Source organism: Flavobacterium procerum, assembly GCF_042431625.1.
Classification (GTDB): Bacteria; Bacteroidota; Bacteroidia; order Flavobacteriales; family Flavobacteriaceae; genus Flavobacterium; species Flavobacterium procerum.
Genome location: NZ_JBHLYW010000022.1, coordinates 290,975 through 308,391, shown reverse-complemented (window position 1 = coordinate 308,391; position 17,417 = coordinate 290,975). Strand labels below are relative to the sequence as shown.

Below are 17,417 nucleotides of genomic sequence, written 5' to 3'. Positions count from 1 at the left end.
AATTTGATATTTAATTTTCACCTCTATTCTTAGTAGAGGTAGTAAAAAAATGGCGCCAATTGTCTTCAATTGGCGCCATTTGGCTTTGTGACGGGGACAGGACAAATTACAACATCATTTTTGGATGATTTGAAGAAATTGGCTTTCTATATGTAGTGTCTGTCTTCCATTGGCTATGTAAATTTGGTTTAGATGTCCTGTTGGGGATTGATGCAAAAATTATACAAACTCAATTGGTTTATGCCATCATAATAATATACAATTCTTCAAATATTATAGAGGATTTGAAAAGGTTGTTTTTGTTATGGTAGAATTGGCTTTCTTTGGCTTATTAGGACTACTGTCTTGGAATTTATATTAATGATTTTTAGGAGCTTTCCCGAGATTAAAAAAACAGATAGTTTTTTGGACGCACTGGATTTTCCCTATTAAATAGTAAATTACTACTTTCTTTTTCAATTTGTGTAATCACTTAAATCTATCATTAGATGATAGACGCTTTTTTGTTTGCCATGAGAACTTTTGGCTAAGTAAAAGGCAGTAACATTACTAAATTTTGCGGAAATGTCTTCCAAACCTCTTGTCTGGTCAATTTGCCAGCGTGCATCATAGGGGCAGTTAATAATGTCATTCTGATATGAGGTCCAGGTAGAATCAAAATTAGGCGAAGGCCCTTTGTAATACACAATCATATAGTAACTTTCAAGATACGTATTATATGTAAAACATTTGTTTATGTGTTTTTCCGTTAAGGCTTTGTCACGACCTGTAAGAACGAATGCCTCACATAATGCTATATTAGACCCATTGGATTGAAACATTACATCTGTTTCTCCGGAACCTTTTCCTGATGCAGATTTGCCTGAGCGTCCCTGATCGTGGCAGCTCCATCCCCAAATCTGGAACCGCAGTCGCAAAGTTGCAATAAGTAAGTCATTATATTTATCTTCATGAGGAATATTGCGGATAGCATCAATTTTTTCAAGCATAATTTTACCTGCTTCAATAATCTCATGCAGCACGAACTCGCTTAAATTTCTTTTATTATTTACATTATCAGGTGTAACTTTTGCTAAGTCTTGAGGGATAAGGGATTTAAGGTTGTTAAGACTTAGCTTGATAGAGGTAAGGGTTTTGTCATGTGTTGCCTCATTCATGATCTTTTCGACCTCAGGTTTTATTACTTCACCATTTTCAATAAGATAATTTTTAGCAGCAACACTGTAGCCGAATGCCATTTCATGAAGTTCTCTTTCGAGGTAGTAGTTATAGATAACAGGAATGAGTTCCTGATTAAATTTATAAGGGTTTGAGAGTGTATTTAAGGTCTGGTCAAATCTTGAAGCATCTTTGTTGGCTACAAAATGATATATATTGGTACTTGATATTTGTTCATCTATTTTTTGAAGAGCACTTTTTTCTTCATCGGAAAGACTTTTTAAGAAATCCTCCCATTCTTTGTTGGCATTATTTAATGATTGTATATTCATTTACTTTATGGATTTTAATGTTTCGGCATGATAGAGGTAATAGGCATAAGTAACGTTTTTGGGATCTTCTGAGAGAAGTCCCCTAAACAAAGTTGCGGCATTATCATAATCTTTGTCATTATAAAGCTTGAACAGGGCTTGGTAAAATTTCTTCTCCAGTTGTAAGTTCTTATCTACAGGGCGGATCGCATATTGGTTTTTAGGAATCTCCAGTTTGCATAATTCCGCAAAATCTTTTTCTTTGAAGGCGAGCAGCAGATTAATTCTAAAGATGAATTTTTCTGTTTCCGCAGGGCGATGTCTTTTCTTTTCAAAATGAAGCTTTATCTTTTCTATGAGAGGCTTTGCTAATTCCCAATGGGTATCGGAATTTATTGCTTCAATTAATGCATTTTCATATTCTGTAACCGTTCTACGGCTATCAATAAAATTATCTATATTGATATTGTCTATCAATTCCGAGATAATAGTACGAGTATGATTTGACTCTATGCTATTTATTGCGGAAAGCATTTTTCCTAACTCAACGCTATTACGATAAAGTTGCTTGATGAAATCTTCTCTTTCGCTAGCTTCAAAATGATTTAACGATTGATGAAGCAGGTCGTGAAGATCATGTTGGTACTGATTATATTTGAAGAAAATAAATGTGTCATCTAATACATCAATCCTGCCATTTGCAATATCGTTGGTGCTAAAGCTTAGAAAATATACATTTATGTATTCTTTTAATTTCCTAAGGACTTCACCAACAGGAAGACCTTCGAGTTCAAATTGATTTTTTTTGTTATTAATGGCCATGTAGGCGATGGTCACTGAAGTTAAGAAAATCCTTATTTTAATTTTTTCTTCACGATTTTCATCCTCATAATATTCCTTTTGAGGATTTAACGCTAATGCATTTTCAAAATTTTCTTTAAACAAATCAAGCAGGTCTTGCTTCTCAAATTGTAGAAAAAGATAGCCCCAATCAATTATTTCAAAAGCAAACGGATTGTCCTGACGATGGGCTGGGATTTTAACAGTTCCCGGCTGATCGAAATCTTGTCTTTCGATTTCCTTAGCTGTATAGAACCATGTCAAATGAGCATATAAAGCTTTAATCAAATCTTTGGATGACTCCTCCAAGATAGCTGTTTGTTCTGCCTTGATTTCAATTTCGGAAACGCGGCTGTTCATTAATCTTACAAGCTCAATGCATAAATCAAATACGCCGGATTTGAAACATAAATATGGAGACTGTGTCTGTATAGTTTCTCCCAGTTCAATAATGAAAAATTGCCTCATCTGCGGAATTAGATAAAACATCATCCTGGGTAAAACTAACGGTTGTGGATAACTGCGGAATGATGTTATTCTTTTTGAAGAGAGTTTTCCCAATGCTTTCTCATATCTTACACGATACATAGAATGTACTATTGCTACATTTGTACCTGTAGTATTATTAGCGAAAAGTTTGTTGGAGCAATCTTTCATAATTATTGCAAGTACTTCTGCCTGTTTTTGGTCTATTGAATGTAAAGCTGAGTAGTGTTCAAGCATCATATCAAACATTTCCAGCCATAAATGATTTTTGGCATCCCATACAGCTTTAGTCCTGTCATCATGTTTATAGGAGTTCTCCAACAGTTCCGGGTCCAATTCAATCTTGTCGATAAGTGAGAAAGCTAAAGCCGCTAAATCCTGGTGTGTCAAAAGGTAAGGAATTAACATTGGAAAAGCACGCGGGATTTCGCTATATAATGTCCAAATAAGAGCAGGCTTTTCCATATCTGTCAATAATCTAATGACATGTTCGTATGGTTTAGGATGCTTGTCAAAATCCATAATTATTTGCAAAAGAAGACAGGAGTAGCTTCTGGTCTTCTGATTATCGTTAATCTCTTGGAAGAATCGTCCCAACAAAGCAGTACTTTCTACAAAATTGTGCACACTATCATAATTGAAGTGAACTGCTGGTATCTTTTGTCCTATTTTCTTTCCTCTATAACTCTCGCTATCCAACCATATTTTTGTGAATTCAGTTTCTGATTTTTCGAAATCACGTTCAGTCTGTAAAATATTGAGAGCCAAGTCGCGGAGCTCTTTACCATCTTGCGGTGTAAGAAACCGATCTAGTTTATCTGCCCAAAGATCGGTCATTATAAGCAACTTGAAATATTTTTCCCTATAGTCAGGATTATTTTCCTTGAGCAGAATCCAAAGTGTTGATGCAATTTCATTTCTGAGATGCCGCAGTAGTTCGCTGCTTTTCCATGAAAATGTTGCAGTATCTTTTTGGGACAGAAGGCCTCTTTCAATAAAGTAGTTAATGGTTAGCTTTTTATTTGAGTTGCCCTCAACGATACCTTTAAGTTTTTTTGCATCGATACTAAGTGAGACATTTTTAAAACATTTCTCATAATAGATTCTTAGACAGGGAATCAGGTCAGAAAATTGTTTAGGGGTTTTAATTTCTTTTCCATTGCTTTTTTCATCATCTATATTCCAAAAAAAATAACGTACAACAGATGGCAAAACTATATCCCCCATGCTGGTTCGTATCAAATGGGACTTCTCAAAATCTTCATAGGTTAAGGCAGTTTTATGGGTTTGATTATATTTTTCGATTATAGCAATAAAAGTACCTTTAGTCCTGTCAGTATATTGAAGGTTCAAAATGATCTTACCAATTATAAGCGAGAGGTTATATTTGAGATTGTCTCCTGTAATATTTTGATCGACATAAGATTTATAAGCATTATTTCCGTGGGCTAAACTCGAAATACGAATGCTTAAGGAATTTAATTTGGTTTCTGCCGAAAATGAGTTTAAAAATTTCATAACCTATTATTAGTAATGCAAAGCACATTTTTCCTAGCAAGATACTTTATTTTTAGTTTTTTCTCTTGTCTTATTATTACTTATTTTTCAGATAATTCTGCTGATAGAGTCTCTTTTGTTAGACTTTGGTAAAGCTAGAGTATATTAAATTTAATAAATTTTTCAGGCTACTTGAAATTTTAAATAAGATACTGCTATTAGATACAGTAAAGTATAATTTTTTATTACATTTGTTTCATGGCAACAGCTGAACAAATAAAATCACTTTTACAATCTCACTATAAAAATGATAATGAGAGATTTACTTCCATTGCCCTGCAGTTAGCGGCTCATGAGGCAAGGCAGGGGCATCTTACAATTGCAAAAGATATTAAAGCCCTTGTTGACAGATCAAAGACTGATGGGTTTAAAGTCATTAGGATCAACCCTGATTTGAGTGACTTAGTTCTAGTATATTATCCTGAAAATAAGCTCAGCGAACTGATACTTTCCAATGATGTGAATGATAAGCTACAAAGAATCATCAAAGAGTACAAACAGCGAGACAAGATTCAAAAATTTGGACTTCAGAATAGAAGGAAAATACTTTTGTCTGGGCTTCCAGGTACTGGAAAGACGGCCACTGCGTCTGCAATTTCCGGAGAACTAAAAATTCCGCTGTATGTAATTATGATGGATAAGCTTATGACTAAGTATATGGGCGAAACTGCATCAAAATTACGTCAGATTTTTGATATGATGATTTCCAATCGAGGTGTTTATCTTTTTGACGAATTTGATGCTATCGGAGCTGAAAGAGGAAGAGACAATGAAGTTGGGGAAATGCGAAGAGTGCTAAATTCATTTCTTCAATTTATTGAGCAGGATTCCTCTGAGAGCATTATATTTGGAGCTACTAACAATATTCGCATATTGGATTCTGCACTTTTCAGAAGATTTGACGATATAATCAACTATACCTTACCGGGTAGGAATGATATTGAAGAGCTTATTAAATTAAAATTAAGCAAATACCTTGGTAATTTTTCATTAGATAATGTTATTGCAGCTGCCTCTGGCCTGAGCCATGCAGAAATAACCAATGCCTGTCATGATGCCTTGAAAGAAATCATTCTTACGGACAAAAACCTAGTAACACAAAAGTTGCTCATACAGATGATAAAAGACAGAAAGATAAATTTCAATCTTTAATTTCTGCCCATGAGCGACGACCATAAGCCACATCTATTTGTAAAAGATGTATTTACTTCCCAAAAGTTTACCACTACCCAAAAAGGAAATTCAAGCAAGGCACTTCCAGAGCGAGATCGTACAAATCACGGAAACAATCTTCTCTCAGCCATAAATGAGATATGGGATCAGCATATCTTTGAAAGCGCAAATAGAAAAGAAAAAGAACTGCCAAGTGCAGAAGGGGAGTATCTTACTTTCAAGAGCTCGGCAAATGATAATCTTAAATTGGAATCTCTTGACTCCAAAGGTGCAAAGCTTTTGAATGTGAAGCGTGACAGTGAAACTCATGAGCAAATTGCCACAATTTTCATTCCCGAGGATAAGATTGGTGGTCTTGTTAAGAAGGTCGAAGAATATCTTACAGAAAATTTTAGATATAAGGGAGAGGATACGGGAAAACCCAAAAATCAGGCACTTATAGATACTATTGATAGCGTACGAAGAGCTACAATAGAAAATCTTTGGAGCAGTTCAATTGAATTTCTGCCAAGGGATCAACAGATCTGGTGTGAGCTTTGGCTTGACACGGAGGAAGTGTCTGTAGAAAGCATGCTTAAAACGTTAGGTCGGGTAAATAAACTATTTGGAATCGAATCAACGGGCCAGTTTTTTACTTTTCCACAGCGAACTATTGTTATTGTTAGGGCAAATTATATACAGTTAGCGGAACTTATAAAATCATTTCCACTGATTGCTGAAATAAGAAAAGCAGAGGAGCCTAACAGCTTTTGGCTTAATGAAATTACAATTGCAAGAGAAGATTGGATAGCAGATGCACTCCAAAATACTGATTTTACAAATGAGAATAATTTCGTGACAATTCTCGATAGCGGTATCAATAACGGTCACCAGCTCTTAGAACCTATCTTAGCGGACAAAGACAGGCATGCTGCTGATGCTTCCTGGGGAATTTCAGATAATAATGGACATGGGACAATGATGGCAGGAGTAGTGGGGTATGGTAATCTAAATTCATTTTTAGAAAACCCTTATGCGAATTATGTCAGCCATCAGATTGAGTCGGTAAAGATACTTCCTGTTAATGGAAATCATTTTTATCAGTATCCGTTTGTGATGTTGGATGCCATCAGCACTGTACAGATTGTAAATCCTCAGTACAGAAGGATTTATTGTATGGCTGTCACAAGCGAGTACCAAAATGACTTTGGCAAACCTTCTACATGGTCAGCGGTTCTTGACAATATTATTTTTGGAGACGATGATCAAGATAAAAAAATATTTGTTGTAAGTGTAGGAAATGTGAGGGAAGAGGAGGATTGGAAAAATTATCCTGAGAGTAATCTTAATTTGGCAGTGGAAAGCCCTGCACAATCTTGGAACTCTATAGGAATAGGAGCCTTCACAGAGAAGGTTTTTCCTGACGGGCAAACTCTGGCGAGCCACTCAGAACTTTCTCCTTTTAGCAGGACTTCGAGTTCTTGGGATAATTCATGGCCCATTAAGCCTGATGTAGTTTTTGAAGGGGGAAATATTGAAGGATCGGCCATTGGCAACGTTGCATTGCATGATGATCTTGAACTACTGACCACTTCACGTGTTGCGGCAACCAATAATTTCACTACAATTAATGCTACTAGTGCCGCCACAGCGCTGGCTTCCAATTTTTTGGCAAAACTCAGGGATTACTATCCTGACGCATGGCCTGAAACCTGCCGGGCATTGATGATACATTCGGCACGATGGACACAAGGCATGTATGATCAGTTTGGATTTGAAGCCAGTAAGAAAAGCTCTGAAGCATTAAAAATGTTAAGGATTTTTGGCTATGGAGTACCCAATCTTGAAAGGGCGGTAAGCTGTAAATCTAATTATCTTACCTTCATTTCTGAAGAAGTGCTGCAGCCTTATGAGAAAATTGGAAGTGATATAAAAACAAAAGACATCCATTATTATGAATTTCCATGGCCAAAAGAAATTCTTGAAAATTTAGGAGATGCTTCTACAACACTTAGAATAACCCTTTCTTATTTTATAGAACCCAATCCGGGCGATAAAGGCTATTCTACAAAATATTCCTATCAGTCCACAGCACTGCGTTTTGTACTCATTAATCCAGGTGAGGATTTTGACAATTTTAAGCTGCGTACCAATAAAATCAACCAAGATGCCCTTAAGACTGAGTTAGGTATGGACATGAAGGAATCACTTGACTCTGGAACTATGGAAAAAGAAAAAGGTAGTGATAGGTGGTCACTTGGGGCAGACAATGTTTTCAAGGGATCAATACACAGTAATTATTGGACCGGAACTGCAGTAGAGATAGCTTCTTGTAACAAGCTGGCTATCTATCCTCAAGCTTCAGGTTGGTGGAAACAGCTTAAAAGGCAAGGAAAACACAATAGCACTATCAGGTATTCGCTTATAGTTTCTATTGAAACGCCTGAAAACTCACAAGATATTTATACGCCGATTGCAACAAGATTAGCGCTGGAGAACCATGTCAAAGTATAAAAAAAGATAACAAAAGTATTTAGGTGATCATTGGACTAATTATATTTTTGTTGCAGGATTGCGCGTAAAAATAAAACCTTTTTTAGGGTTGGGATAGAGCGTTTATACTTGATTTTATAATATGGACAAGGGACTTGGCTAATTCTTATGGGAACCTAGCACAGGATTTAATTTTTTAGCCAATTCAATTTCAAGTACCCCTATCAGGGTTTTCATTTCTTCTTCGAGAACTATGTAGTTTAATTTTAGATTGCCATACAGCAGGGTGTCGTACCAATAGGTCAATTGCAGGCTTCCAGTCTCGCCATTTACAGAATGACCCAAATGATTGACAAACCTGTAATGGAATTTATCTTTTACTTTACCAACATAAAGCGTACCACTGGATTCTCTTCGAATTTTCGGTATTTCCGCAATTTTTCTTTTTCTGGTAAGTCTACTAATGCTTTCCAGTGCATGCTGCAAGGTTTCATTTTTTAATTTTTCGGTATCGAAACTGAACCAATATAAGACCGGTTTATTTTTTGGCAGGCTTTCATATAAGGCTTTAAATTCCATGCATTTTGAAAACGTCTGGGTCTGCCTGAAGTTTTCAGCAAGATAAGTACTATCTATATCGATCGATTTGATTTCTAGGCCATTATTTGCAAGAGCATCAAGGTATGTGGATAATTTATTAATTTGATTACCAACGATGTTTTGTATAGTTTCTTTCATGCTTTTCTTTGTATATTGTTACTGTATGCAGTTTCCAAAACAGTCTTGCATTTTCTCATGCTATTTCTAATTTTGCCCTTTAACAGGATTTTCGTTTGTAGGTTGTGCTATATCGCTAAGATGTCTTTTAGACAGTCTTGTCAATATTTCAGTAAAACCAATACCCATTGTTTCTTCAATTGATCTTATCCAGCCTCTGATGAAAATGTCTTCGATTCCATCATCATTGAAATGTTGCCATTGTTTACAAATTTAAACAGTACTTTAAACAGTAGAAAATAACCCATTTATGCATTTTTTATATTGCTTGGCATAAAAAATAAACTATTTGTTTCTGTTGATCTAAGGAAACAGCCTCACAGTAAATAGTCAGACTGTAACCTTTAACCCATTTTTTAATACCTTAGAAGAAGACTTTAGAAATGGGATTTTTTTTTACATTATGCCGGCTTTTCAAATATTTCTTCAGCAGTAGTTCGAGTGAGTCCATTATCCTCTAGAAATCTTTTAACAAAAAAACGGCACATCCCACTGTATTCACTGCCTTTATTGGTAAGTGCTGACATTGCATTATAGTTTTCTTTAAAGATTTCTAGAGCGAAAGGGTCTTTTTCCGCATTATAACGCTCGAGCGCCTTCTGCGCCATACCGATGTATACTAATAAGATAACTAATTTGTCACTTCTGGATTTTACAAGATCACGTCGCTGCAAAACGTAGACATCTATTGATTTCAGACCCATATCGCTAATTCCTTTAATCAAGGCATATTTTTCATCATACTCGAAGTGCTCTTCAGGTTTATCAACGCAGGGATTTAGCAATAGTCTATACGGCTCTTCTTTATCTAATCTCTGTCGGGTTGAAGTAACTCTTTTTCTCGGGTTTCTCAACGGAAATTGGTCAAGTTTACCTCTGGAAATATTGTCATTCTCCAAGACTTGTCCTTGGTCATCAACAGTCTTGTTTTTTCGTGATTGGTTACAATGCTGGCAAGAAATCAGCAGATTGTCCCAGTCGTTTGCAAGCCAGTAATATCCAGGGGTTTCCGGTTTTTTCCCTTCCACTCTTCCTTTTGGCCTAAAGTGCTCAACGTCTCCATCGGAAACTTTAGCATAATCTGATTCGCAATATGCGCATTTGCGACCAAAGACGGCCTTTAATGCATTCTTAATTTCGGGGCTCCTATATTTTGTGAAATTAAAGTTTTTTGTCTGATTTGTGTGTTTATAGTGATTGATTGCACTTTTGGTTTCTTTATGCCAAACATTATCTGGGACAAGTAAACATGCGGGAGCTGGTCCTTTTTCAACAAATATCATAACCAATCAAGATTTTTTTCATTAATAATTTTTTGAACCTCCTCAATTGTATCCTGCTTTAATTTCTCTTTAGTTTGAAAACCATTTTTGATAATGTTTTTTGCATAGTTTTCATTTAATAATTTAAATAATGCCTGTATCTGAGGTGTTGAACCAATTAATTCATTATCATATAATGTCTTTGAAATGGAGTCGATTTCTTCGTTTTCAGCTTCGGTTCTGAATTTTTCAGGTTTTAGCAGCAGTCTATAGTAATATTGGAATTTAATTTCGGTTTCGCGTCCCGTAGTATCTAGAAGTCCAAATAAATCTGAGGTCAGCAGCTGATCAATTCTTAAGAGATTATGATCCGGAAGCATCTTACAATCTAAAGCTGTAACATTTCTTTTTTCGTCAGTTATAAGCACTATTACTTCACCATGATCTAAACCTCGCAGGCAGAGCGGTTCGTGCGTTGAAACAATAAATTGCAGTTTAGGAAAAGCCATACGCAGGGATGATACAATACGTAGCCTCCATTTGGGGTGAAGATGATTCCCGAGTTCATCAATCAGTACAAGGCCTGCTGTTTCATGAAAATGTGTCCTGTGCAGTGAAAGGCTTTGCATGATATCGCATGCCATTGCTATCATACTTTTATAGCCGTCGCTAATTTCAGATAACCTCACATTTCCCAGGAATAATTCAGAAGCAGATCTAATAAATTTTATTTTACCTTTGATATCAAGCAGATCTATTAAAACTGGGATGATCCTTTCTTCAAAATTCTCTTCACTCTGATCAAGTATCCATCTTTGCGCATCAACCAGTGAGAGACTGTAGTCAAACATATTGGCAATATTAACCAAGGAAGGTTCTGCATTATGCGGCTGCAAGTTTCCTTTTGGAAGCAGTCTGGTTGCGCCATACGCCAAAAGTATGGATGGTGCCGTTTCAGGTTTGCTGAAAAATGCATCTGCATCAAAATGGAGTTCGTAAGGATCTTCTCTTTCATATGAAAAGATTTTAACAAAACCAGGTCCCTCGGCATCACGTTTGTAAAGGTCTTTTGGGTTTAAATCTAGCCTTGCAAACTCTTCAGGTCCACATAGTGTCATTGCAATTGCCTGTAATATTGCACTTTTCCCAACACCATTATCTCCCAGCATCAATAGCCAGGACTCCCTGTCATTTAAATCATTGGCAGGAACAAAATTTAGGACTAGGCGCTCTATTGATTTAAAATTAGAAATCTCAATCGACTTAATAGTAAACCGGTCTATCTGTATTGATGAGTGTTCTTTTGATTTAATAAAGGATTCATCTGTAGGAATATGTTTTTCATTGATTTGTAATTCTATATAATATGGCTTTGGCAGCCAGCGGGAGAGTACAGTTCTTAATACAGCACTGTATTCATATTTTGAATATTCTGAAAATATCTCTTTGGTTTTAAGTAGAAACTCCTTTTTTAGATTTTGAGTCATAACATCAAAATTATTCATTTCGTTTGTTAATTCTCTTGCCGCATTACGTCTTGCCTCTACTAAAGGTTTCCTGTTAAGGTTAAGTACTTGAATTGTAATTTTCCCTTTATGATTGATTCCCATCACATATCCATCTTCTGAAAAATGCAAATATTCAGATGGGTTGTCAAAAAAAGGATCGATAAGTAAAGCACGTTCTTCTCGAAGTAATTCACCTTTTGTCATAATGGGAACTCTCTCAAAATGTTCTTCTATCGGAAAAATATTTCTTTTGTTTACTGAACAGATTTGACAGCTAGGGATAAGATTTTCCCAATCATAAGCAAGCCAAAAGTAGTGATCAGGAGAATATTCTTTATCAAGTCCGACAGCTCCGTTTTTAGGTCGAAAGTGATCAATCTGCATACTAGATGCTATTCCTGTTTTAGTTTCACAGTAAGCACATTTATTGTGAACAATGTCAACCAATATTTTTCTTAAAGGTGACAGCAACTGCGTATTATATTTAATTCGTGCCTGACTAGTGCTATAAATGAAATTTTCAATTCTTTCAATTTCTTTATCAATTTTTTTATAATAGAGAAATTCAGGCTTTTCCGGTCGATTTAATTTGATCATTTATGATGGGTATAAATTTTTATGTTTAAAGATTTTAAGCGAAATGAATTCCTTACAGGAAATTTTTGGCAACAGATAGATATAGATTTATATTTATATTATCTGATCTTTTAACTCATACTGTTCGTACACTTTCTCATAGTTTACGTAATAACAATTCTCAAAAGGGATTCCTCTGTAGCTGAATCTGCAGAAAATATGAGGGTAATTATAATATTCATCACCATCGATATCATAGCTAATAATGTCGGAGAAATTTATCTGACCAATTTTCCGAACCTTTACACTGTCTTTATCCGGATCGGAGTGCTTTTCCAATCTCCATTTTCCATCTGGTAATGGGCAGATACCGTATATACCAATTACAAATTCCATCCCTCTATGATAGAGCTGATGTATTTCTGCTGCAAACCAGGAATATTCATTAAATTGATCCGGCTCATTTGAATCAGGATATTGTGTACCCTGAAAGTCTCTTAAAAGCATTTTCGAGCTCAGCTTGCGGTTTTCAGGGGCATAATCCAGCCAACTGCTGAAATTTTTTTTTATCTGTTTTTTCAGATCTAAATCTCGGATAAGGATCTCTTCATCAGATTTTACATTTATTATGAAATTTGGGTAATATTTTTCCAATAATGATTTATGATTTAAAATTTTGGATTGAACGGTATTCCATCCCCAATAAATAATTTCAAAGCCTGTATTTAACTGTTCTTTTAGATCTTCGCAAAATTCATCAACATCTGGATGATCTTTGTAAGTAGACATGATGTACAGTTTAGTTATTCTTATTGCAAGGTTTTTTGAAATTACCGAGCTGACATCTTTTTTTATATCATTCAAGAGCTCATTCTTCAAGGTGCTTTCACGTCTGCTTAAATCCTTTTTCTTGCACTGGATGGCAGTATCTTTTTCAACAGAGAATACATCGATCCCTTTCTGCAGGTTGCCATGACCGCCAAATTTTTTATAAGTGTTGGTTGATTCAATTTTATTAAACAGATCGCAGATCATATTTTCAAATATTTCTGGATTATTGGGAGGGGCGAGCTGATGTGTGTCCATTTATTGTAAGGATATTTCTGTGTTTTCTTTCATCAAATATATTTAAAGTTTGTAGAAATCAAAGTGAAGAAAGCCTTTTATTTAAAGTATTTTACTACTTTAACAAAATGAAATTATTTGTTAGAAAAGGGAAAGTTAATTGATCTCAGAGTTCTGCTTGTATAATAAAAAATTACTATATTAAATCCTCCTGTTAAGCAAAAAGCCTTTCACGCTTAATTTCCTGAAATGAGTAAATGGGAATTTTTATGTTATGCAAATATTTTACTGGCAATTGATAGGATGAAATTACAATTGCAGAAACGGTATATCCATTTAAATCAACATTTATTTTTTTAGAAAGCTGCTCTAAGTTATCCGATATGAATCCACCTCTTTTAATATGCTTTGGCAATTGCTTTTCAAGATAGTTTTTAGAATCAAAATGAAAATCATACATAACTTTAGCCTGTTTGGTATTTTTGCACTCAATCAGATAAACTATTTTTTTGCTGTGATCAATAGTTAAAAGATCAATGTCGCCATAGTCTCTGTCAGCATTAGGGAAAACACTTTTTCTAATTTTAATTTCATTTTCGATAACCTGCAGGGAGGTGTTTTTAAACCATTGTAATACTTTAGTTCTAAATTCATTTGATTTTATATTTAGCCGCTCATTTAATAATGCCGTTATATTGGGGTGAACAAGTTCATCAACTTTTAATGTTCCATTGTAGAATATTGCCTTTAAATTATCTGATGCCATGACAAGGTGCCTTGCACTCCATAATAGCACCTCTGAATTTCCTTGTTTTAATTTTATTATGGGTCTTCGAATATAGGATAGTTTTCTGTTAAATCGCCAGATCCATGTTTCTTTAGCATGATGCCCCTCCGGCACATTTTCTATTTTGCCTCTGGATTCTAATTGCATAAAAGATAGAAATGCCTGAACTTCCGTCTTTGAAAGGTTTGAGTTTGAAATTACTAAATCTGTAAGTTCATTTTCGGTACAGCTCCACCAAGAACATTCCTTCGAAAAGCAGTAACCTGCCATGAATTCGGCAATCATGCCAATTTGATAAAAGTCTATTCCTAAATCTTTTTCGAACAGATTTGTAATTTTATCGTAATATGCCTCTTTTTCCATATCAATTTCAGGATTTGGCTCATCACTTTGAAAATGACTTTCGAAATCTTCGTTAATTCCCTGAATTTCATCTAAGATTATGGAGTCTTTGTAACCTGCCAAAATTGTATCGTGAAAATCGTGATCCATCCCCAATCGTCCAGATGGAAGCAATCCCATTTTTGGGTTATCAATCCCCAGAGAGATACTATCTCTGGTAGTTCCATAGAAAATGATTTCATTAATCATGGCCAATAAAAAATCGACATCATCAATATTTAGTATTTTGCTGCCTTCAGGCGATTCCGCGATAGTATATTCTATTAAACTTCTCAAAGAATGTGAAGATTTGACCACGTTGTTGTAATCTTCTTTATATTCCGTAATTACGTCCTGATATTTTTCAAAGCATTTTATCCGAGCAGGTAGATCTAAGTCCCACGAACTTGAACTTTGAATAATCGATTCATGCCTTAACATTAAGTCGACAAGGAGTTCTTTTGCGTTATAATCTTTTAAGCACTCCTTTAGTTTACGGGTCAAAGTATTTATCAATTCATTTAAGAAAGGAACTTTATCTATATCATTTATTTTTTCAGGAACCTGATACGAAAGATTCATCCATTTTATCTGGCTCTCAAGAACTACCGAGATATCAGCATCTTGTATATATCTTGGTTTGGGTATGTATTTGTCAAATCTTTTGAAGTCATTTTCTTTATGGGAAGTCAGCAGCATTTTTTTACTGTTTAGCGGCATTTGAGACACTAAGAATCTCTCTTTTTCTTCCGGAGTAAATTCTTTAAGCCCATAACCGCGCTGTAAAACATTGAATGATTTTAAAACGGCATCTATTAAAATCTGTTCCCCGTAGTTATCTTTTCTATGTAAAGCGGAAAATATTTCAATGGGAATTTTAAGCTTAATCTTTCGTAGGTATATGTCGGCTTCATATTTAACATTAATTTTTACTCCCTTTTCAATCTCAAATCCTGAAGACAGAATAGATTGCAGTCTTTCATCAAATGACAAAATAAATTCAATCGGAAGATTGCCCAGATTTTCCAGGTAAGGACTCAAAGTGCTGGCAAATTCATTTAGCCAGTAAACCATAGACTCAATAAAATTGCTGCCTACGGTCCCGACTCTCTGATCATAGCTGAACCAGATCGGAAAAGGGTAAGCTTCTAAAACTATTCGTAATTTTCTATTGTATATTTCTTCAGAAGTGTAAATTGGAGCATAGTCTTTTGTTTTAACCACCGGCAGGTTTCTAAGTTTAATTTCCGAATCATCTCCGATTTTATTTTCTACCTGCATAACAAAATGCCTGTCGGTTTTTTGCGCAGATTCAGCAATTATTTTCGCTTGAGTGCTAAAATCAAAGGTTACAAAGTTAGGTGCCGCATCATCTGTTGGAAAAAATGAGTCTTGATTTCTTTTATACCATTGAAAATATGATAATATAGAAAATATCGGCATCATTTTCATGTCAGCTTTGTCAGCTCTTTCTTCGGCTTTGGCATATTTCCATAAAGTTAATTCATCTGGTTTCCAATGATAGAATATGCGCTCAAGGTCAAAAAAGCTGAATGCTATTTGATATTTGGTTTCCTTTAGGTATTCGATAGGATACGAATGGACTTCATCTATTTCATGACCTGCAAAAATAGTTATTGAAAGAAACTCACTTTCTTTATTTTTGAGGTTAATTTTGGCTGCCGCAATAGTTGAGTCTGCCCTTTGTTTTATATCATTATCCTGATGTTTTGAAATAAATCTTACATACGCATATTTGTTGGCATCCATCTGCCACAATGATTCATTGCTTTGCAGTTCCAGACCCAAATCTACACTGTCCCACATAACATTGAGATATTTATAGGACTCATTTAAGACCATTTTGGCATAGCATGAATTTAATGCTTCAGTCTGGCCTTTCAATTCTATCTGCTTCCTAATGAAAATGTTTAAACTGTACATCTGCGCAGAAGGAAGTGCCAAATAAAATTTATCTTCAAGTTTAATAAAAGGCCTTCTTACTAGTACAGTGTCTTGTCCCTTATTTTTAATAAAATCTTCGCGTGTGGCAACAAAATGAAGTATGACATCCTGCTCAATATGGAGCTTTTCATAAATTTTATCAATATCTTCTCTGGTAAACTCAAACAGATCTTTATGATTTTTGAATACACTGCTTTCGGGAAAATAGATATCACCTTTCCAGTCATCTTCGAAAAGGTATCGTTTAAGCCCTATATTTTCTGCAATCATATTGTGAATAAACAGCATAAAGTATGCTCCGTCATGAATGGTTCGTTTCAATTCTGGAGATAAATCATTTTCCCAAGCAAATATTGAATTAAAAAGCATTTGGTTTATTAAAGTGCTATCTTTAGCTATTCCGGGAAATACAATATTGTTGCCATTGAAAAACATGAAATTTTCCGTTCCACATGCTTCGGCAGGATCTTCTCTATAATCTGCCGCATAGTCATTGCCGATTAATCGTTTTACAGAATCGTAATCTATTTCTTTGCCATCTGTTTTTAAGTGTGAACAGATTAAATCTTGTATGCTTTCCAATCTAATGAGTTTGGATTGGTTAATCGGTAACAGCTGAACTAGCGAAATCATCTTCAATAATTCAGAGGTATCATGTATTTTGAGGTAGTTTAGAAAAGTATCTGTCGAAATTGTCGATTCAGAGTTTATACAGCATTTTTTATATTTTTGACCACTCCCACATGGGCATGAATCATTTCTTCCAATTTTCATTTTGATTATATTAGTTAGTTCCTAAATTTACAATAAAAAATGAGGTTACTAACTGAATTATATTCAATTGCCTTAAAGATTGTTTATAAATTGAATTGGGTTTAAATATGAGCATTAAACTTCAAAAGGCTTACCAGTTTTTAAATCAAGTGAGTAAGTTTTATTGAGTTGAAAAGCAGATGTTTAGTTCGTTTCTAATATTTATGAGGCTACTGAGTTTTTACTTTTTTTATAAGCTTGCGCCACAAATCTGCTATGAAATCAACGAATAAATAAATGATCATTAGAATCGCCTGAGGTATGTGTGTAAAAAGAGGTGCTTAGT

The 17,417-nt window shown here is 34.9% G+C and carries 9 protein-coding genes; 2 read left to right on the top strand and 7 right to left on the bottom strand.

What is annotated here, in order from left to right; all coding sequences use genetic code 11:
- Positions 1-455 precede the first annotated feature (455 nt).
- Positions 456-1,490: a hypothetical protein gene (locus ACFFLS_RS20865; RefSeq protein WP_379687154.1), complete on the bottom strand. Its 1,035-nt coding sequence runs from the start codon at positions 1,488-1,490 to the stop codon at positions 456-458.
- Positions 1,491-4,313, bottom strand: coding sequence for a hypothetical protein (locus tag ACFFLS_RS20860; protein WP_379687153.1), 2,823 nt, complete (start codon positions 4,311-4,313; stop codon positions 1,491-1,493).
- A gap of 237 nt (positions 4,314-4,550) precedes the next feature.
- Here ACFFLS_RS20860 and ACFFLS_RS20855 point away from each other — a divergent pair, with 237 nt between their 5' ends.
- Together ACFFLS_RS20855 and ACFFLS_RS20850 are read left to right on the top strand one after the other, a co-directional pair.
- Positions 4,551-5,504, top strand: coding sequence for an AAA family ATPase (locus ACFFLS_RS20855; protein WP_379687151.1), 954 nt, complete (start codon positions 4,551-4,553; stop codon positions 5,502-5,504).
- 9 nt (positions 5,505-5,513) lie between these two features.
- Positions 5,514-8,018: a S8 family peptidase gene (locus tag ACFFLS_RS20850; protein WP_379687149.1), complete on the top strand. Its 2,505-nt coding sequence runs from the start codon at positions 5,514-5,516 to the stop codon at positions 8,016-8,018.
- A 138-nt stretch (positions 8,019-8,156) separates the two neighbouring features.
- Here the strand turns inward: ACFFLS_RS20850 and ACFFLS_RS20845 are convergent, their stop codons facing one another.
- From ACFFLS_RS20845 to ACFFLS_RS20825, 5 genes are all read right to left on the bottom strand, one after another.
- Positions 8,157-8,735 (bottom strand): hypothetical protein, encoded by a 579-nt coding sequence (locus ACFFLS_RS20845; protein ID WP_379687148.1) that lies wholly within the window; start codon positions 8,733-8,735, stop codon positions 8,157-8,159.
- A gap of 440 nt (positions 8,736-9,175) precedes the next feature.
- Complete coding sequence (locus ACFFLS_RS20840; protein ID WP_379687146.1) at positions 9,176-10,057, bottom strand: HNH endonuclease family protein; 882 nt, start codon at positions 10,055-10,057, stop codon at positions 9,176-9,178.
- Positions 10,054-12,141 carry an AAA family ATPase gene (locus ACFFLS_RS20835; RefSeq protein WP_379687145.1) on the bottom strand — a complete coding sequence of 696 codons (2,088 nt, stop codon included), beginning with the start codon at positions 12,139-12,141 and terminating at the stop codon, positions 10,054-10,056. Before ACFFLS_RS20835 ends, ACFFLS_RS20840 begins: the two co-directional genes overlap by 4 nt.
- A gap of 93 nt (positions 12,142-12,234) precedes the next feature.
- The gene (locus ACFFLS_RS20830; RefSeq protein WP_379687144.1) at positions 12,235-13,206 is read right to left on the bottom strand and encodes a hypothetical protein; all 972 of its coding nucleotides are present in this window, start codon (positions 13,204-13,206) and stop codon (positions 12,235-12,237) included.
- Between the two features lie 193 nt (positions 13,207-13,399).
- The gene (locus ACFFLS_RS20825) at positions 13,400-17,092 is read right to left on the bottom strand and encodes a YecA family protein (protein ID WP_379687143.1); all 3,693 of its coding nucleotides are present in this window, start codon (positions 17,090-17,092) and stop codon (positions 13,400-13,402) included.
- Positions 17,093-17,417: the final 325 nt, after the last annotated feature.